Annotated in this window: 17 protein-coding genes and 1 pseudogene; 9 read left to right on the forward strand and 9 right to left on the reverse strand. The window is 40.3% G+C overall.

What is annotated here, in order from left to right:
* Positions 1-157 precede the first annotated feature (157 nt).
* Together MTN96_RS14150 and MTN96_RS14155 are read left to right on the forward strand one after the other, a co-directional pair.
* On the forward strand, positions 158-469 hold the full coding sequence (locus MTN96_RS14150; RefSeq protein WP_036982453.1) for a DUF962 domain-containing protein: 312 nt from the start codon (positions 158-160) through the stop codon (positions 467-469).
* Between the two features lie 177 nt (positions 470-646).
* A complete protein-coding gene (locus MTN96_RS14155) occupies positions 647-3,202 on the forward strand; it encodes a TonB-dependent siderophore receptor (protein ID WP_214551988.1) in 2,556 nt (851 codons plus the stop codon).
* Between the two features lie 125 nt (positions 3,203-3,327).
* Here the strand turns inward: MTN96_RS14155 and MTN96_RS14160 are convergent, their stop codons facing one another.
* From MTN96_RS14160 to MTN96_RS14175, 4 genes are all read right to left on the reverse strand, one after another.
* Positions 3,328-4,188: an IS982 family transposase gene (locus tag MTN96_RS14160; RefSeq protein ID WP_248532008.1), complete on the reverse strand. Its 861-nt coding sequence runs from the start codon at positions 4,186-4,188 to the stop codon at positions 3,328-3,330.
* 318 nt (positions 4,189-4,506) lie between these two features.
* Positions 4,507-5,508, reverse strand: a complete 1,002-nt coding sequence (locus MTN96_RS14165) for a branched-chain amino acid aminotransferase (protein WP_288369064.1) — start codon at positions 5,506-5,508, stop codon at positions 4,507-4,509.
* Between the two features lie 225 nt (positions 5,509-5,733).
* Entirely contained in the window at positions 5,734-6,786 is a 1,053-nt protein-coding gene (locus MTN96_RS14170; protein WP_248532010.1) for an acyl-CoA desaturase, read from the reverse strand.
* Positions 6,783-7,826, reverse strand: a complete 1,044-nt coding sequence (locus tag MTN96_RS14175) for a flavin reductase family protein (protein ID WP_036954485.1) — start codon at positions 7,824-7,826, stop codon at positions 6,783-6,785. Before MTN96_RS14175 ends, MTN96_RS14170 begins: the two co-directional genes overlap by 4 nt.
* A gap of 366 nt (positions 7,827-8,192) precedes the next feature.
* Here MTN96_RS14175 and MTN96_RS14180 point away from each other — a divergent pair, with 366 nt between their 5' ends.
* The 4 genes from MTN96_RS14180 to MTN96_RS14195 all read left to right on the forward strand — a co-directional run bounded on the left by MTN96_RS14180 (position 8,193) and on the right by MTN96_RS14195 (position 10,883).
* Entirely contained in the window at positions 8,193-9,353 is a 1,161-nt protein-coding gene (locus tag MTN96_RS14180) for a PQQ-dependent sugar dehydrogenase (RefSeq protein ID WP_036954482.1), read from the forward strand.
* A 91-nt stretch (positions 9,354-9,444) separates the two neighbouring features.
* Positions 9,445-9,624: a DUF6435 family protein gene (locus MTN96_RS14185; RefSeq protein WP_248532012.1), complete on the forward strand. Its 180-nt coding sequence runs from the start codon at positions 9,445-9,447 to the stop codon at positions 9,622-9,624.
* Positions 9,625-10,054: 430 nt separating this feature from the next.
* On the forward strand, positions 10,055-10,462 hold the full coding sequence (locus tag MTN96_RS14190) for a GFA family protein (protein ID WP_248532014.1): 408 nt from the start codon (positions 10,055-10,057) through the stop codon (positions 10,460-10,462).
* A gap of 40 nt (positions 10,463-10,502) precedes the next feature.
* Positions 10,503-10,883 carry a VOC family protein gene (locus MTN96_RS14195; RefSeq protein ID WP_010390281.1) on the forward strand — a complete coding sequence of 127 codons (381 nt, stop codon included), beginning with the start codon at positions 10,503-10,505 and terminating at the stop codon, positions 10,881-10,883.
* Between the two features lie 41 nt (positions 10,884-10,924).
* Here MTN96_RS14195 and MTN96_RS14200 read toward each other — a convergent pair whose 3' ends face one another.
* On the reverse strand, positions 10,925-11,716 hold the full coding sequence (locus tag MTN96_RS14200) for an SDR family oxidoreductase (RefSeq protein WP_069439559.1): 792 nt from the start codon (positions 11,714-11,716) through the stop codon (positions 10,925-10,927).
* A gap of 25 nt (positions 11,717-11,741) precedes the next feature.
* Positions 11,742-12,245: a DUF962 domain-containing protein gene (locus MTN96_RS14205; RefSeq protein ID WP_248532016.1), complete on the reverse strand. Its 504-nt coding sequence runs from the start codon at positions 12,243-12,245 to the stop codon at positions 11,742-11,744.
* A 181-nt stretch (positions 12,246-12,426) separates the two neighbouring features.
* On the opposite strand from MTN96_RS14205, the gene MTN96_RS14210 reads away from it, so the two are divergent.
* Positions 12,427-12,585 carry a hypothetical protein gene (locus tag MTN96_RS14210; RefSeq protein ID WP_248473696.1) on the forward strand — a complete coding sequence of 53 codons (159 nt, stop codon included), beginning with the start codon at positions 12,427-12,429 and terminating at the stop codon, positions 12,583-12,585.
* 341 nt (positions 12,586-12,926) lie between these two features.
* Here MTN96_RS14210 and MTN96_RS14215 read toward each other — a convergent pair whose 3' ends face one another.
* The gene (locus tag MTN96_RS14215) at positions 12,927-13,343 is read right to left on the reverse strand and encodes a hypothetical protein (RefSeq protein ID WP_248532017.1); all 417 of its coding nucleotides are present in this window, start codon (positions 13,341-13,343) and stop codon (positions 12,927-12,929) included.
* A 123-nt stretch (positions 13,344-13,466) separates the two neighbouring features.
* A pseudogene (locus MTN96_RS14220) lies at positions 13,467-14,410 on the reverse strand (LysR family transcriptional regulator).
* Between the two features lie 124 nt (positions 14,411-14,534).
* Between MTN96_RS14220 and MTN96_RS14225 the strand changes: the two are divergent.
* Both MTN96_RS14225 and MTN96_RS14230 read left to right on the forward strand, forming a co-directional pair.
* Positions 14,535-15,482: a sodium-dependent bicarbonate transport family permease gene (locus MTN96_RS14225; protein ID WP_069439562.1), complete on the forward strand. Its 948-nt coding sequence runs from the start codon at positions 14,535-14,537 to the stop codon at positions 15,480-15,482.
* Between the two features lie 336 nt (positions 15,483-15,818).
* Complete coding sequence (locus MTN96_RS14230; RefSeq protein ID WP_036982433.1) at positions 15,819-16,988, forward strand: MFS transporter; 1,170 nt, start codon at positions 15,819-15,821, stop codon at positions 16,986-16,988.
* A 37-nt stretch (positions 16,989-17,025) separates the two neighbouring features.
* On the opposite strand, the gene helD is transcribed toward MTN96_RS14230, so the two are convergent.
* Positions 17,026-19,158, reverse strand: coding sequence for a DNA helicase IV (gene helD, locus MTN96_RS14235; protein WP_248532018.1), 2,133 nt, complete (start codon positions 19,156-19,158; stop codon positions 17,026-17,028).
* Between the last annotated feature and the right edge of the window lie 79 nt (positions 19,159-19,237).

Raw genomic sequence — 19,237 nt, forward strand, 5'->3', positions numbered from 1 at the left:
TGTTATTTTATTCCCTTGTTGATAATCACTCTAAGTTATTAACTTTTACTGCTTTTGTCTATTAAGATGCGGTAAACGTCATTTATCGCTGTTAACCTGCGCTTAGTTACGCTTAAATACTTTAATGAACAACGTTAAAACACCAATAGGCTAAGTAATGACAGAAACCCAATCCTTTACAAGCTTTAAACGCTTTTACCCTTATTACTTAAAAGAGCATCGCAATCAAACCTGTCGTAGATTGCATTTTATAGGCAGTAGTTTAGTACTGTTACTAACAGGCTATGCGTTTTTTAGCTCACAACTTATGTTGTTATGGTTATTACCAGTGATTGGTTATGGCTTTGCGTGGGTTGGGCATTTCTTTTTTGAAAAAAACCGCCCTGCTACATTTAAGCACCCGTTGTATAGTTTATGGGGCGATTGGGTAATGTTTAAAGATATGCTCACAGGTAAAATCAAATGGTAAATGGCGACTTACGCTACAAGCTACTCAAATACTCCACCTGCCACTGTAAATAAATTGTAGCTTGAATGTAATTCAATTGACCTTGGTTGTAAAAATGGTCTACCTTGACAATAGAAATTTTAATTAGTTCATTAATAATTGAATTACCTGTAGAGCATTGAATGAGGGAAACTAATCATGCAACTAAAACAGCTATTTACAGCAAAAAAAACCATTACACTCAGTGTTGCCGCTGCACTACTTGGATCCTGGTCGGTAAATGCCGCACAGCAAGACACACTAGCAGAAGAAAATATTGAACAAATTAGTGTAATTGGCTCTCGCCGACTCGGCCGCACAGTTGAAGACAGCCCAGTTCCGATTGATATCATTAGCGGTGATGCCCTAAAAAGTTCAGGGCAAACTGAAACCAATGCACTACTGAGCACTTTATTACCAAGCTTTAATTTCCCTCAGCCATCGATCACCGATGGCAGCGACCATGTGCGCCCAGCTCAACTGCGAGGCTTAGCACCTGATCACACCTTAGTGCTCGTCAATGGTAAACGTCGCCATAGTAATGCACTGCTTAATTTAAACGGTTCAACCGGTCGTGGGTCATCATCGGTTGATTTAAACGCTATTCCAGCCAATGCCATTGAGCGAATAGAAGTATTGCGCGACGGTGCCGCAGCGCAATATGGCTCAGACGCTATTGCCGGTGTGATTAATATAGTCCTTAAAAGTAATAGCAGTGGCGGCAGCCTAGGTGCTGTATATGGAGCAAACATAACTGAAATGCAGGGTGTGCCTCAACTAGAATCCGTTTCTGAAGACGCCAATGGCAACTTAGCCTTTAATGAAGGCAGCGACCGCTCGCTGACCGACGGCCAAACCTTAACCCTGCAAGGTAATATGGGGTTTGAATTGGGCGATAACGGCTTTTTAAGTATTTCTACTGAATATCGCGATCGTAGCTCAACGAATCGCTCTGATTATGACCAGCGCGAAAATTACGCCCGCCTACCTGATGGCTCTCTTGATCCGCGTGAGTTCACATGGGATCGTTACAATCATAACTTTGGCAATGGCACCGTTGAAGACTTTGCGCTGTTTTATAATGCTGGTTATCAATTAACTAACGATGCCGAGCTCTACTCGTTTGGCTCTTACAGCAAGCGTGAAGGCGAGGGCGGAGGTTTTTATCGTCGCGCACAAGACAGCCGTAACGTAGCAGATATTTATCCTGATGGCTTTTTACCGGTGATCACCTCAGATATTGACGATTTTTCGTTAGCACTTGGCGTAAAAGGTTTTGCTAATGAATGGAATTACGACGCTTCTGCTGTATACGGCCAAGATGCCTTTAACTTCGGTGTTATTGATAGCTTAAACACCTCATATGGGCCTAGCAGTCAAACCAGTTTCGATGCCGGTACACTTACTTACGATCAGCTGACTATTAACCTTGATTTTAGCCGCGAGATTGATGCTGACTTTTTAGCTAGTGGAATTAACGTCGCAGTGGGCGCTGAGTATCGTCGTGAAGGCTACGAAATTCAAGCAGGCGAAGAAGCCTCATACGCACAAGGCACTTTTGGCCCTGGTGGCGCAGTAACCGATCCAGTTAATGGCCCATTTGGCTCTGCAGGTTCGCAAGTATTCCCCGGTTTCACACCTGAGTCTGCGGGTGATAACAGCCGCCATAACGTTAGCCTTTACGTTGATTTAGAAGCCTTTATTACAGATAACTGGAACGTTGCCGTCGCAGCGCGTTACGAAGACTACTCTGACTTTGGTGATACGCTTAATGGTAAAATTGCTACCCGTTATACGCTAACAGAAGATTTAGCATTACGTGGCTCTGTATCAACCGGCTTTAGAGCGCCCTCTCTGCAACAACAATATTTTACTTCAGTAGCGACCGTGTTTGTTGATGGTATTCCAACACAAACAGGGACGTTTGCCCCAAGTAGTGATGTAGCCGTTGCATTGGGATCACCGGGCTTAGATGCAGAAGAAGCCACCAACTACGGGGTAGGTTTTACCTGGTCAACCGACTTTAATTTCAGCTTATCTGTTGATTATTACCAAATATTAATTGATGACCGTATTGTGTTATCAAATAACCTGTCGGGCGCAGGTGTAGCAAGCTTACTTGAGGGCACAGGGGCTAACCAAGGGCGGTTTTTCTTAAACGCGATTGATAGCAAAACCCGTGGCGTTGATGTGGTTGCCTCTTACAACCTAGTGACCGATAACTACGGCGATGTAGCGTTTAATTTAGGCTATAACTACGGCAAAAACGAAGTGACCAATATTATTGCCCCACCCGCTGAGCTACAAAGCGTAGGTGTTGAACAAGATAATTTGTTTTCGGGTAATGAACTGCGCCGTTTTGAAGTAAGTACCCCGCGTAATAAATACAACCTAAGCGCGACATGGACACTAAACGAATGGCGTACCACACTTCGCAGCACTCGCTATGGTGAAACACAAGACCCATCAGAAATTCCAGAGCGTAACGAAGTGCTCAAGCCAAAGTGGATCACCGACTTAGATGTTGCCTATTCACTTAATAACAACATTACTCTGAGCTTAGGCGCGAATAATGTGTTTGATGTATACCCAGATCCAACTCGTGATTTAGTGAGCGATGTAACCACTTTCTCTCGTTTGTTCTCTTACTCGGGCTTTTCGCCATTTGGTTTTAATGGCCGCTATGTTTACGGCAAAGTTGAAATGAAATTTTAAGCTGCAGCTAAAAACAAAAAGCCACACTATTTAGTGTGGCTTTTTAATAGATTAGGGTCTGTTGATCTTTCAAGGTTAAATTTGCAGCAGTCTGTTTGGTATTTAACCTCAGATCTGCATAAGAATTAAAGCCGAGTCACTTTTATACTCGGCTTTTTAGTCTGAAAAGTATAGGCAATTAATCCAGCCATTAAATTAACCATAAATGAGATGCAGCTGCGGTGCCTTGTGTGGTCTATTTGAGCCATATTTTTCAGCTGGTCGAAAACTGTTTCAATGATGAAGCGCTTTGATAACATCGCTCTATCCCAAGATGATATTGGCTGACGTTTCATATTACTTCGTTGACCTGTAATAAAATCAATGCCTTGCTCAGCAAGTTCCGCTTTTAAGTTTGCAGATACATAACCTTTATCAGCGTATAAACTACCTGTAACATTATCGACCATATCTAATACCGGCTGTCTATCATCAACATTCCCAGCTGTCACTTTTACAGCTAATAAACCACCTTCATCATTCATGATGAGGTGAAGTTTAAAGCCATAAAACCAACCCATTGTTCCTTTGCCTCGTTTGGCTTCTCCCGCGAAAACTTGGTGGCGAGGAATACGCATGTTGTGACACACCTTGAGAGAAGTGGAATCGATAAATGCAATGCCTGTTGGTTTATCAAAGCGCTGCTTCAGATAGCTACACAGAGCAGGTAACGTGGCCTGAAGTAACTTCAACATACGTGTATAACTGACTAAATCAGGAAAATAATGTCGCCAATACTGACAAACAAATTTGGTGTAGTAAGTTTTAAAATCGCGATAACCTGATTGATGAAAAGCAATTAATATAGTCATCACTTCGCTAGAGGATAGTCGAGATGGCTTAATGCGTTGCTTTTCACCTGATTCTATTAGGTGTTTAAGCCATTGAGGCTCAAACAATAAACAAAAATCATCGACATCTACGTAAATTGCATCTAAGTTATTCATGCCCTTGCCTCGGTAATCTTATGTTTCTTGGTCGAAAGATCTGATCACCGCAAGGGCATTTAGTTCCATTTCTTATGTGCAGCTCAGGTTATTTAGGCAAGGCAGAGCCTATGTGGTGTGGTTATTCCCCATAAATAGGCGATAACGCAGCATCAATGCCAAACAGGCGCTGCCCGAAGGGTTCTGCCTAGGGACGATTTACTCTTTGTTGCTCGGTTTTTACTTAGCCCACTAGGTTACAAACCTCGCGCCGCGATTAAACCGCCCCTAGTTTGAACAAATTTTAATCCGCCAAGGTCAACAGACCCTAGAACCCGATTAGATTTTAGTTAACCAACCGTGTGTATCTTCACTTTTACCCCATTGAATATCGTTCAATGCTTGACGTAAACGTGCTGTTGTTGGCCCTGGTTCACCATTACCCACTTTGTATTCTTTATCGTTATGGATAAACGTACCTACTGGTGTTAATACTGCTGCAGTGCCTGAAAGTGCTGCTTCAGTGCCTGGTTTTGCTGCACGCTCTAAAAGCTCAGTTACGGTAAAGTTACGCTCGCTTACCGTCATTCCTAAATCTTTCGCAATGGTTAAAATACTATTACGAGTAACACCATGTAAAAAGGTGCTGTCGAGTGCTTTAGTAATTATTTCGTTGCCATCAATTAATATAAAGTTGGCCGCGCCGGTTTCTTGCACATCGCCACCTGGGCAAAATAAAATTTGATCCGCTTTGTATTTAGTGCGCGCTGCTGAAATTGGGCCAAGTGCGCTGGCATAGTTACCACCGCTTTTGATCATACCCATGTGCGGTGCACAGCGCATACCATCTTCTTCAAGTAAAACACGTAACGCAGTTGCGCCACCTGAAAAATAATCACCCACTGGCGATAATAACGTGTAAAGCAATGAACTCATTGACGGTGCCGCCGCTTTACCAATGGCAGCTTCCGTACCAATGTGGGTTGGGCGAATATACATAGAACCAGGAGGAAGCGGCGTTTCATCGGCGTATTCACGCACAATATCGATGATCATTGTTTTTAGCATCTCGCCATCAACAGCAGGTAAACTCAATAATTCAGAACTTTGCTGCATGCGTGCAATGTTTGCATCCATTCTAAAAATATTTACTGAACCATCTTCATGGCGAAAGGCTTTTAACCCTTCAAAACATGTACTTGAATAATGAAGAACGTGCGCACCTGCATGTAACTCAAGCTTATCGCAAGGAACAATTGAGCTTTCGCCCCACTGGTTGTCAGAAAACTTAGCTTGAATCATCTGCGGCATAAACACAGTACCAAATGCTGCCATTTTTATTCTCTCTTGTGTGGTCTATTTTTCTCCATTGTATGACAACCAGCTACTATTTAACCATAGCAAAACGAGCTGTTTTTAAATTAATTAGAAGAATTTTTTGCATGTACTGATGATTATTTAATCAAAAAAGCGCTTACCAACTCTTTAATGCAATATTCAGCTAACATTTTATAGTTAGCTGATTAATTAATGCATACATTATAGTTGCGGTTATTTTATTAACCTCTATTTAAATGAATAACGCAATATACGCTTTAACACTGAAGTGTATTGATGAAAAAATCCGCCAGTATTATAAGCAATGCCCTGCTTTTGTAATGCAGCTTGTACTTTAGGCGCAATTTCTTGATAACGGGACGATGGCAAATCAGGAAATAAATGATGCTCTATTTGAAAGCTTAAATGCCCAGTTAAAATATGAAACCAACGTGCCCCTTTAATGTTTGACGACCCCAGCGCTTGGCGATAATACCACTGCCCTTGGCTTTCGTTTTTGCAGTCTTGCTCGTAAAAGATATGCGTTTGCTCGGTAAAATGGCCACAAAAAATAATGGTTGATGTCCATAAATTACGAATTAAATTTGCTAATAAGTTACCGCTTAGCACCCATAAAAAAAGAGGCCCCGCTAAAAGTGGAAACAAAACATAGTCTTTAATTAATTGGCGCGCCCCTTTACTAAAAAAGCGTTTTTTTAACGTACTATGCGCTACAGCCCCTTTGCGGTTTGGCTTCTTTTTACCTATAAACACACGCTCACCCGCCAGCTCATGGTACGACACGCCCCACTGAAATAGCACACTTAAATTTAAATAGGTAATAAACTGCCAAGTATTTTTTAAACGCCATTTAAAGTCATTACTTAATCTTAATAAGCCATAACCAAAATCGCGGTCTTTGCCAATAATATTAGTGTAAGTATGGTGCTCAAAATTGTGTACTCGGTTCCAACTTTGGCCGTCGCAGGCTATATCCCACTCGTATGTTTTTGAATTAAGCTGTTTGTCGTTCATCCAATCGTATTGACCATGCATTACATTGTGGCCAATTTCCATGTTGTCGAGAATTTTAGCCAAAGCCAGTAACAACACACCCGCCACCCACAATAAAGGCTGTACAAAACCAAGCATTAATAAAATGCGCCCACCTATTTCGCACAGTCGCTGCTTGCGGACAATAGAGCGTATATAATTAGCATCCTTTTGCCCTACTTTGGCAAACGTCGACATTTTTATGCCATCTAAATCTTCGGCTAATTGTTGATAATTTATGGTTGTCATAGCTGTAACTCCAAATCACTGACCGCTTGGCTAACACACAGTTGAATTAACTGCTCGCCGTTATCTGATAACTCACCGGTTTTTAAATTGCGCACCACGCCCGTTTTTTTAATGCACTGGCATTGATGACAAATACCAATCCCACACCCTCGCTGCACAGGTAGTTTTTTTGCCTCAAACTGAGTTAACAACACCTCATTCGCTGCTACGTCGTGGTGATCATTATTAATTTTTACAGTAAATTGACTGTCATCATTTAAGCTTGGCAATGCAAGGCCAAAGGCTTCTTGGTAATAGGTTAAATGATGCTGGTTTGCAAAATGTGCAATTTTTTGCATAAACGCTGCTGGCCCACAGCAGTAAATATCAGGATTGTCATCGATGTTTATATGCGTAGTTAATTGCGGGCTCATATCGCGAGTGAGTAACAAGTAAGAAAAATGCGCATAACGCTCTGCTAATGCGGCAAGTTCTTCAACGCATTGGTGCTCATTAGCTTTTGCAAAATACAGTAATTTGATAGTGTGCTGAGTATTTGCTAATTGCTGGCTAAGCATTGCCAGCATAGGTGTAATACCCGAGCCACCAGCAACAAAGGTGCTGGCTTTATGCCAGCTTTTAAATACAAAGTCGCCACTTGGCGCAGAAATATTACACCACGACGGCGCCTTTAATGTGCTTTGCAACTGAGCTGTAAAACGTCCTTGCTCATTGGTTTTAATTAAAACTCGCAGCAATCCGGTTGCTTTGTATTGCGCGGGGCTGCAAGCAATCGTAAATACACGGGTAAGCAAACGCCCGTTGAGCTCAAGCGTTAAACTAATATGCTGGCCCGCAATGTGGGCGCGCCACTGTTTATTGGGTTTAAGCGTTACACTTAAAAACTGACCACTCAACGCGTGTACATCAACAATTTGCGCACGAAAAAAGCCGGCTCGCCATGCAGGTTTAACGACCTGTATTAAAGGCTCTATGTAAGCGGCAAAGCTTTGATGGTGTAAAAACCATTTTGAAAATTGGTCTAATACCGAAGTTAGCATGGTTATTAATTCTCTACTTAAATCGACTACCCATCACTTTGTGTTAAGCGAATTCACGCAAACACATGTGCTGGGCTTTAAATATTTGAGCCTACACGTGTAAGCTAAACTTTCAGCGCACAAGTGTACGCTCGAATTTTTAAATTTCAACCCTAATAGAGTAATTATTCAATTTTTTTAAAGCGGTCTTTAATTCCTATACCCGTAAAGTTAGTTAAACACCTGAGGGACATAAACAAACTCATTAAGCTAAAAACCAACATTAAAGCGGTTAAATAGCGTGCAATTTCATTCATCCCAAATACTTAACACTGTGATTAATAGCGTGCTAAGGTGGTTAAAATTTAGTTAATTTTGGAAGCCATTATGAACAAAGTAACAACGCGTAAAAAATTTTCTACACTCGCCACAGCCAGTTGTGCATTGGCATTTTCGGCGCTTACCAGCCTTAGTGCTCATGCAGTTGATTTTAAAGAACTAGATAAATTAGCGCTTAATGTAAAACCGGTCACTGTTGCCCAAGGGGTTTCTATTCCCTGGGCTATTGAGGCTCTACCAAACGGTGATTTATTAATAACCGAGCGCAGTGGCACCTTATATTTATTGCGTAAAAATACCACCAGCTTAACTAAAATTTCTGGGCTACCTAAAATTGATGCCAACGGCCAAGGCGGCCTACTTGATTTAGAGCTGCATCCTGATTTTGCTAATAATCAATGGCTGTATATCACTTACTCAAGCAGTGAAGGTGACGGTGCTGGCAGTAACACCGCACTTATGCGCGCAAAATTAAGTAACGATCACAGCCAATTACGCGAGCCACAACAATTATACAAAGGCGAGCATAATTCTAAAAAAGGCCAGCACTACGGCAGCCGTATTGTGTTTGATAACCAAAACTATGTGTATTTTTCGATTGGCGATCGCGGCTCACGAGATATTAACCCACAAGATTTAAGCCGCGATGGCGGTAAAATTTATCGTTTACACGACGATGGTAAAATTCCAACCGACAACCCATTTGTAAACCAAAAAGACGCAAAACCAGCGATTTGGTCATACGGGCATCGTAACCCACAAGGCATGTGGTTCGATGGTGAAAATAATGTATTTTGGGCACACGAACACGGCCCCCGTGGCGGCGATGAGCTTAATATGATTAAACCTAAAACTAACTACGGCTGGCCAGTGGTAAGCTATGGTATTAACTACAGTGGCACCTCGTTTACCGATTTAACCGAAAAATCAGGCATGCAAGCGCCCACATTACAATGGACACCCTCTATTGCTCCTTCAGACATGCTGCTCGTAAAAGGTGACAAATATCCTGAGCTTAAAGGAAAATTTTTAATCGCTTCAATGAAATACGCGTTTATTAGCGTACTTGAAATAGCAGATGGCAATGTCGTTAAACAAAGTAAATTACTGGAAGGCATTGGTCGTATTCGCAGTCTAGCACAAAGTGATGATGGCACTATTTACTTAGGATTGGACGGCCAAGGCATTATGCGCCTTGACCCACAATAATCTTTTAATACGCTATTACAGTAACAGCAAACTTTTTGCGTCTTCACTGCGTATTGTTAATGTAACTAGCTAATAAACAACGAGGGTGTTGATGTTTTCATTTTTAAAGCCAGATCCAATCAAAAAATTACGTAAAGAATACGACGTAAAATTAGAACAAGGCATGCAAGCGCAAAGAAAAGGCGATATAAAAAGCTATGCGATGTTAACTGATGAGGCTGAAAAAATTTGGAATGAAATAGAAGCGCTCGAAGCCAAAAAGGCCAAGTAAACATATAGCCTACCAATTCAAACCAATCCCGCGTTAAAAACGCGGGGTTTTAATACTTACAAACATCCTTTTTTAAATTCACTTAAGCCCAACCAGATAATTCCCCAACTTAACCACCATCGTAACCAGCTTTTAATTGAGCACAGCTCATTATACTCATAGCATTATTGCCTTCTCTCACTTATGCTCATAACCCACCTAAAAACTCGCATAAACAATTATTTACATTAACGTTAATTAGTGGAATTATTAATCTAGTCCAAAAGAGGTGATGCATTGTTTGAAGTAGCAGAATATTAAAGCGCTGATGATTTTGTGAGTGCGAGGAAAGCATTTTTAGTAAAGTGTGTAATTAAGCCATAAAGCATCAAAAATTTACTGGAAAAAATGCAATATAATGAAAAAATTATAATTAAATCAAGGAATACAGATGTACACAGGTAGTTGTTTATGCGGCTCAATCAACTTTTCAATTAATGGTAAAGTTACTGATATTATTCATTGTCATTGTTCGCTTTGTCGTAAGGCCAGTGGCAGTGCTTTTGCTACTAATGGATTTATTAATGCCAGTGATCTGACATTAACTGACTACAACGGCACACTTACTTTTTACCAAAGTAGTGAAGGTAAACGTAAGTACTTTTGTAAAACCTGCGGCGCTCCAATTTATAGTGCTAACGCTCAATCTCCTCAAAGGTATCGCCTTCGATTAGGCGCGTTGACCTGCGATATAGCAGAGCGACCCATATCGCATAATTTCATCACCTCAAAAGCTAATTGGGAAGACTTAGATGCTCAGCTTCCTCGTTATGAGGGACATGAGCCAGGACGAGAGTAAATCCATATAAATTTATCTATTTTTTGAAGTGGGAGTTTGAATGAAACTGAATCAAGTAACTTTGCCAGTCAAAGATATGAATGAAGCGGTGAGTTTTTATCGCACACTTGGCTTTACCCAAATTGTTGATACACCTCATTATGCACGTTTTAGTTGCCCTGAAGGTGACTCTACATTTTCATTGTCTTTAGAAAGTGAATTTTTTGAAAATCATTCTGTAATTTATTTTGAGAACGATGACCTTGAACAATTGTGCCAGCAGTTAATCAAAAAAGGGATCGTATTCGAACAGCAACCCACAGAGCAAAGGTATCTATGGAAAGAAGCGGTTTTAAAAGACCCTTCAGGAAATAAAATTAAACTCTACAAAGCTGGAGAAAATAGATTAAACCCACCTTGGAAGGTACAAAAACAGCCATAGAGCTAAGCAGCTAAATGCTGGCGTTTAAGTACTGTACTTAGTTATTTATATTCTACCTTGGCGGTTAAGCGATTAAATAAACTAGGGAAAAACCGTTTTATAAACGGTGCCCAACCACTTAACCCTTGGCCAACCACTACTTCATCTTTTTTATTGTAAATTGCGGTGATCATTTTTGACGCGGCCACATTAACGTTCATACCATTTTCAATAGAGGGTTCAGGCTTATTTTGTGCCTCTCCCTGCTCGTTTAATGAGTTATGGGCAATAGCCGTTTTAATGGAGCCTGGGCAAATAGTTAAGCAATGTATGTTGTGCTCTGTCACTTCTGCTCGTAAGCAATCCATAAAGCCTACTACAGCGTATTTACTGCCTGAATATCCGGTTCTGAACTTAGATCCTACTTTGCCTGCCACACTACTAATAGCCACTACAGAGCCGCTTTTACGCGCTACCATTGAAGGTAATACCGCTTTAGTGAGTGCAATTAAGCCAAAGTAGTTTACTTCCATAAGTTGGCGATACACTTTAAAGTCGTTTTCTAAAAATAAGCTACGTTGTGATACACCGCCGTTATTTATTAAAATATCAATCGGGCCTAAACTGTCTATTTGTGCTGAAACATCGTGCAAAACGGCTTCAGGCATTGATAAATCAAGCGGGATAATACGATGCCCCTCGCCTTTTAACTCGTCTTTTACTTGGTTGAGTTTATCGGTATTTCGCGCTGATAAAATAACCTTTGCACCTTGCTCTGCAAATTGTTTTGCAAGTTCTTCACCAATACCTGATGATGCGCCGGTTATCCACACTGTTTTATTATTATAATCCATGGTTTACCTTATATTTATTAACTGATTATGCTTTAGTTGGGCCCGCTATTTCATTCACTTGCTGTTCTAAATTTTTATAAAAGCCCATCAAAAACAACAGCTCAACAGTGACATACAAAGGGCCAATAATTAAGCCAACTAAATCATCAACAAATGCGGGCTTTTTACCTTCAAAATAATGACCAATAAATTGTAATACCCAGCCAAATACAAACACCCCAACTCCAATTGCTAACCATGGCACCAAAGCCATAGCAGCAATTGGTTGTGCAGCTACCAGTAATAAAGTGAAAATAATTCCCATGATAAAACCAAGCGAAAAGCTCAACATAAAATAGTAAACCACAGAGGCTAATACAAAAATTTGCGCGCCATCAATGCTAAAATTAGCAATAGGGATTTCAATTCGGGCGAGTAAGCATAAAGCGGCAAACACAATGAGTGGAATACCAAAAAAATGAGTTAATACGTTACGCTTTGAACGATGATACAAGCCATACTGGCCAAGTTGTTGTTGTAGAGTTTTCATCGGTTGATCCCGTTGTTATTTTTATAAGCAAAATTCACCTTATAAAAAAGTGCGCACAATAACAACAAATACCGATGGTTATAAATTAAAAGGCTAACTAATGGCTCTATAATTGGGTATTGATGTAAACTATTTGAAATAAATGTTTAACTGTTGGCCTTTGTAATTTAAGGAAATCATCATGTTATTAAAAGCCCTAGCCATAGGCTTATTACTTGCTTTAGGCGAGAAAATTAATGGCAACATTCGGGTGCGAGTTCTGCATCGATTATATGGGCAACGACGCGCTAAAACACTTAGTTTACTCTCAGGCATCGCCATTATTTTTGCTATAACTTAGTTAGCCCTGCCATGGGTTGCCCCTGCAAATTACCTAGATTCTTTAAAGCTAGGCTTAGTGTGGCTAATGATAATGCTTAGTTTAGATATTTTTTTGGGTAGGTATTTATTTAAATATAAGTGGCAGAGAATTTTTGATGACTTTAATCTCTTTAAAGGCAACTTGCTTAGTGTAGGCATGTTGATACTTTTATATGCCTAAGCTTGGTTTTTTGGTTGCAGATGAAAGTTATGGTTTAGATCACTGCTCTATAAGCGCAGCGTCTATTTGCCCTATTTGTGCATAATTCACTTAAAATCTATTTAAAATCAGAAGTAAATGAGCTTGCAACGTGTCGTTATCTAAGCTAACGCGGTTACAAGCTTGCCATTTTCATGCGTAGGTTGCATGACCATTCGATCAGTGCCTTTTTCGTATTCTTGCTCTAGCATTTTTTGTAACTCTGCAAGCTGCTCTTTAATGGTGTCTATATCAGCACCTTGCTCTTGAAGTTTTTCTGCCAATGCATCGATTGCTGCTTTTAACTCAGCAATTGTTTCTTTATCAACCCCTAATCGTTGATAAATAAGCGCCTCTTGCGCATTTTCTAAAAAGCTTTTTTCTTGTGGCTTAGTGCTTGCGATTTGTGTTTGTTCGCTATCACTGGTTTTAGCTGTTGCCACAGGGCCAGAAGTTGCCACTACTTCGTTAGCTTTTGCCGGTTTATTTATTGTACTAACATAAGTATTATATTGATTTTTAAAGGTTATTGATGTCATCAGCTCAAATCCATTTTTGCGTTAAATATCTATCTTTAACTATTTTCACTTAGATACGTGTATGGAATAACTATAGCAACTTTAATACCAACTTATATTTGTTATTCGCTTCGCTTTAACTCTTTATTTTAAATTAAGCCCATTTAGCTCATTACGCACCCATTGCTTATCGAGATATTGCTCTAAATTCAGCTGGGCAAATTTTAAAAAGCTGCGCGCAGCATGAGAAATATGCCTGTCTGTGCGCACTACAAAATACCAATGGCTTGCTAAGCAGGTGTCGGTTACATTGAGCACTTTAAAACTGTTATCACCTTTTGGTAATACATGATGGGAAAGCACCGCAACCCCCATTCCCGAGGAAACAGCAACTCGTATGGCTTCGTTACTGGCCATTTGCACGCTATCGCTAAGGACTAAACCACGGCTTTGTAATTCGCTTTCAAAAAGCATACGCGTAGCAGAGCCTGGCTCTCTTAATAAAAATCGATATGGCATTAAATCAGCTAATGTTAATGCTTTTACATCGGCAAGCGGATGATCAAGCGGCACAATAAAGACCAAGGGGTTATGTAAAAAACGCGCAGCTTGGGCATATTCAAGTGATGGTGGGTGGCTAAACACATAAATGTCGTCTTCTCCACGTTCAAAACGCGCTAATACTGCAGAGCGGTTGCCAATTTCTAATGGCAGCTCTACATGGGGATGGGCATTACTGTAAGGCCCAAGTAACTTAGGCAAAATATATTGTGCAGTGTTTACCATGGCAATTTTACAGCGCCCGCGCTCCCCGCCTTAAGCTCGGCTAAATAGTCTTGGTAATCATCAAAGTGGCCAAACACTTGCTCACAAGTTCTAAATAATTGTAAGCCAACCTCGGTAACCTGTAATTTTTGCTGTTGCATAACAATTAAAGGCTCATTAACGGCTTCTTGTAAGCGCTTAATTTGCAAAGAAACGGTAGGCTGAGTTAAATGCAATTGCCGAGCAGTTTCGCTAATGGAGCCGGTTTTAACTACACTCATAAAGACTTCGAGTAGCCTAAATGATAGTTGCCTTATGTTCATTACTCACCTCATAGATTTTTATCTATAAGATACTATCATTCATTTTATTATTTACTATACAAAGATAGGTTTACAATAGCGCCGTTTAACAAATTGAGTAACTAATAACAAAAAGGAGAACAGTGTGCCTGATATCGTCGTAATGTTTTTTATTTTAGGATTAGTGGCGGGGATTTTACGTTCTGATTTAGCGATACCTAAAGCCACTTATGACACGCTAAGTCTATTGTTAATGCTCACCATAGGGTTAAAAGGTGGCATGGTGCTGCATGGAAATTTAAGCTGGCAGCTTCTTCCTGAAATGGCCTCGGTTATGTTACTCGGTGGCCTTATTCCCCTCACTCTTTACCCTATTTTAAAATATATTGTTAGACTCAGTGTGGCCAATAGCGCCAGTATTGCCGCGCATTATGGCTCGGTAAGTGCAGGTACCTTTGCAGTTGCATTGGCTTATGCAGAGTCGGCTAAATTAGAGGTAGGTGCTGAGGTTACACTGTATTTAGTGATGCTCGAATTACCTGCCATTATTGTCGGTTTAATGCTGTATCGTAAACTCGACCAACAACATAGCCAAAGTAATACACTGTCGCTCAAAGCGCTTTGGCACGAAACACTCACTAACAAAAGCGTGATTTTATTGGTAGGCGGTGTGCTCATCGGAATGATGTACGGCACACAGCAAGGCAGCCAAGTAACCAGTCTTTTAACCAGTAGTTTTAAAGTAGTACTGGCGTTATTTTTACTTGAAATGGGTTTAGTGGCTGCGCAAACTCTGCGCCCATTTCCTTGGCAGCATTGGAGACTCGCTGCATTTGCTATTGTCACTCCGCTATTTTTAGGTACTATCGGCGTAACTGTAGGCACACTATTAAAATTAGAATTAGGCTCGGTGGTGATACTCGGTAGTTTAGTGGCTAGTGCGTCCTATATTGCAGCCCCTGCGGCGATTAAAGCAGCCGTTCCCAAGGCTGATATTGGCCTAGCTATGCTGAGCTCTTTAGGGGTAACGTTTCCGTTTAATGTGATTGTTGGTATTGGTTTGTACCATAAGCTTGCGCTTGCCATGCACTAAAATAAACACCAATAAAGCCCTACATGGGCTTTATTTTTTAACTATGCCCCGCCATTACTAAACTATGCCCCGCCATTACTAAGTTATTACCCTTTTTAAAAACTCAACAAATATAAAACAAAAACGCTAACTTATTTCTACAATCAGATTGCAATTAAGCGATTAGTTTACGTAAAAAAACATTTTAAAAATTATTTTGATTGAGCAATTAAAAAACACTTTACTTGGTATAAAAAGCAGCATAAATTCGCAGCCAAATTAATCTGCTTCAAATAATCGCGCCACTATCACACCTAAATCAGCAATTATTTAAACCCTTTTTATCGGAATAATCTAATGGTGGAACTTGCCGCTAATAGTAAATCAAATAATCCTTTAGCCCCTGTTATTGGTTTATCTTTTTTTGCTATTGCTTCGGGCTTTTTAATGAGCCTGATCCCGTTATCACTGAGTGCTTTTAAGTTAAGTATTGATCTTGCGCCTTGGCTTGCCAGCGTCTTTTATTTTGGTTTACTTATTGGCGCGCTGTGTATTGAGCGTGTGGTAGTAAAAATTGGCCACCGTATGGCATTTATCGCATTTTTAATGTTGCTGATCATCAGTGTTATTGCACAGATCATTTCCCCTACAGCCACTATGTGGTTAACTGCTCGCTTTATTGCTGGTATTGCTGTTGCGGGAGTATTTGTCGTGGTTGAGTCGTGGTTGTTAATGGCAAATACACCTAAGGCGCGAGCTAAACGCTTAGGTTTATATATGACCTCTTTATATGGTGGCAGCGCTGTGGGGCAATTAGCAATCACACCGCTTGGCACTGAAGGTGCCGTACCGTATTTATTTGTCGTAGCCCTTTTGGCGTTGGCTATTTTAGCTCCATTATTAATTACCACAGGCCAACCTAATGCTCAGCAATTACAAAAGCTGCCACTTAAAGAGTTAAAAACTCTAAGCCGCCCTGCTATTTTAGGCTGTTTAGTATCGGGATTATTACTAGGCCCTATTTACGGGTTATTACCAGTTTATATAGCCGCTCAAACTGATCAAGCCCAATATACCGGCTTACTTATGGCGGTGATTATTTTAGGTGGTATGCTGGTGCAACCTTTAGTGAGTTATTTATCAACCCGTATTATAAAAAGCTTACTTATGGCTATTTTTTGTTTTGTTGGTGCTGCCAGCGTAATGGGAATATTAAACGCACATAGCTTTGGCGGATTAGTTGTAAGTTACTTTGTATTAGGTGCGTGTAGTTTTGCACTTTATCCGATTGCAATTACTTTAGCGTGTGACTCCTTACCTATGGCAAAAATAGTGTCAGCCACTGAAATAATGCTGCTCAGCTACAGTGTCGGCTCTGTATTAGGCCCGTTGTTGGCAACACATTTTTCTGATGCAAGCCATGGTGTGCTTATTTATTTAGGTGGTTGTTTAATTACCACCTGTATTTATATGCTCATAAAAAGTATGAAAAAAATACCCACAGGTAACACCCCTGTTGCAGGTTAACTAACGCGATAAACCGCTTAAGCTTATTCGTTTGCCACTAAGCGGTTTTTACCTGCGCTAACACTGTACTGCTTATGTTTTTTAACTCTTTTAGCTCAATGTGATGCTCGTTTATGAGCTCGTCAACAAAACAGCTGCGGTTGTTGTCATCACTTATGATAAACACCTTGTGTTTAGCACGAGTGAGCGCCACATAAAATAAGCGTCGCTCTTCGCTATGGGCATACAAATCTTTAGCGGGTAAGAGAGCTTCTAACATTGCAGGCGATGGCTTAGTGCTTGGAAATCCAAATTGCCCGCCATGCATACCTAATATAACTACATAATCGGCTTCTTTACCCTTTGAACCATGAAAGGTATCACACTCAATTTGTAATGAAGCAAAGGTGTGCTGCAAGGCGTTAATATCGGCTTTAGTAGGTAACTGAAAGCGATAGCGTGCCAGTAAATACACAACAGCGGGCTTATTTTTGTTGATAGTGTCGAGTAAATGGGCAAGTGCCCCATTATTTAGCTCAGCTATTTTTGTATTTTTGCTTGAGACAACATTCGCTGTTTTTAATACGCTAATAGCGGGCTCTGTCACTTGTGATAACGAGTTAATTTGCTTAGCTAACTGGGCAGGGTTTTTCATGATAAAACATGAAGCAACCTCACTAATTTTATTATTAAAACGAAACGTAACATCCAATATGGTTTGTGTGGTAGAACCAAAATGTGCGGCAAATTCTGTGGTAAGGCGCATATCAGCACCACTAAAACGGTAAATAGCTTGCCAGTCATCGCCTACTACAAACAATGAGCTTCTAGGCTTACTATCGCGCAGCGCTTTAACCAACGCCGCACGCGTAGGCGATATATCTTGAAATTCATCAACCATGATATAACGCCAAGGTGATATAAACTTTCCTGTATTAACATAATCGAGGGCTTTGAGGATCATATCGTCAAAGTCTATTTCACCTTGAGTATCTAAATAATGGTTATAGTTAGCTAATAATGGCTTTAATAATTTCCAAGCCTGCTGTATCTGCTTTGAATCGTTCTCAAGCGTTATATTTGCTGTTTTATACACGCTAATTAATTGACTAAATAATGTCGCTAATTTGGTTAAATAACCGCCAGCTTTTATCTCTTTTAGAAGCGCTATATGATTAGGCTTTGCAGTGCTTATTTCAAACCCACTTTTAACGTCATTAAGATTGTTATTTATATAGTTTACCAATGCTTTAGCATACTGTGGCTTAGCATTAGCAAGCGATTCAAAACACCTTTCAACCCATTTTATTTTAGCTGTTTCGTTTTCAGCAAGTTTAGATATTTTAGGCGTTTTTCTCTCAACCTCACCAATAATTGTTAAACCTAAGCTGTGAAAAGTGGCGGTTTTTATAGCCTGTGTTTTCAGCTTAGTTTTAATACGTTCGTCCATTTCACTGGCAGCTTGCTTACCATAGGCGAGTAATAAAATATCATCGTAATTCGCTTGCTCACTGTTAACTAAATAACCCGCTCGCGCCACCATTACACTGGTTTTACCTGTGCCGGCTCCGGCTAATACGAGGTTATTATCGTCATCGATAATACATGCCCGTCTTTGCTTTTCAGTAAGTGGGTTTGCTTCAACGTTATCGAAAAAACCAGCATAACGCTGAAACTGTGTCTGTGTGTATTTATGCTGTAAAAAGCGAGTTAATGAATCGCTCCACCGACTATATTGTTCGAGTAGTTTTATTTGCGTGCTAACGACTGCCAATGCCTCACTCTTTTTTATCCAAGGTAACCAGCGGTTGTATTGTTGTTTAACGCGCTGTTTTATATCTGCCACATAGGATTGACGCAAAAATTGATGATGTGCAAATTGGTTAATATTTTCTAGCAGCTCATTTAATGGTTCAATATTATTAGTGACCCATAGCTGATCCGTCTTGGCTTTAAGTATTCGGTGACTGCCATAAGCCCTCATCCACACTCGATACTGCCCAGACTGTGTTGAAAAACGTAGTGTTTGTCCAAGCACCCCATATTCATAACAAATAGGCGAGGTTAAATCGCACCAATTCAGTGTATCTGTAAGCTTTTTATTGTTAATGACTAAACCTTGTTGATTAATATCAACAGCGAGGTGTGGGGTAAACAGGCGGCCAAATACGCTGGGGAAAATAGAATTCATTAACAGCAGAATTCCTTTATAAAAATGAACCAATTAACGCTATTTTAAGGTAATACGCGCTGTAAGGATAATAAATCTG

The sequence above is a fragment of the Pseudoalteromonas sp. 2CM28B genome (assembly GCF_023161935.1).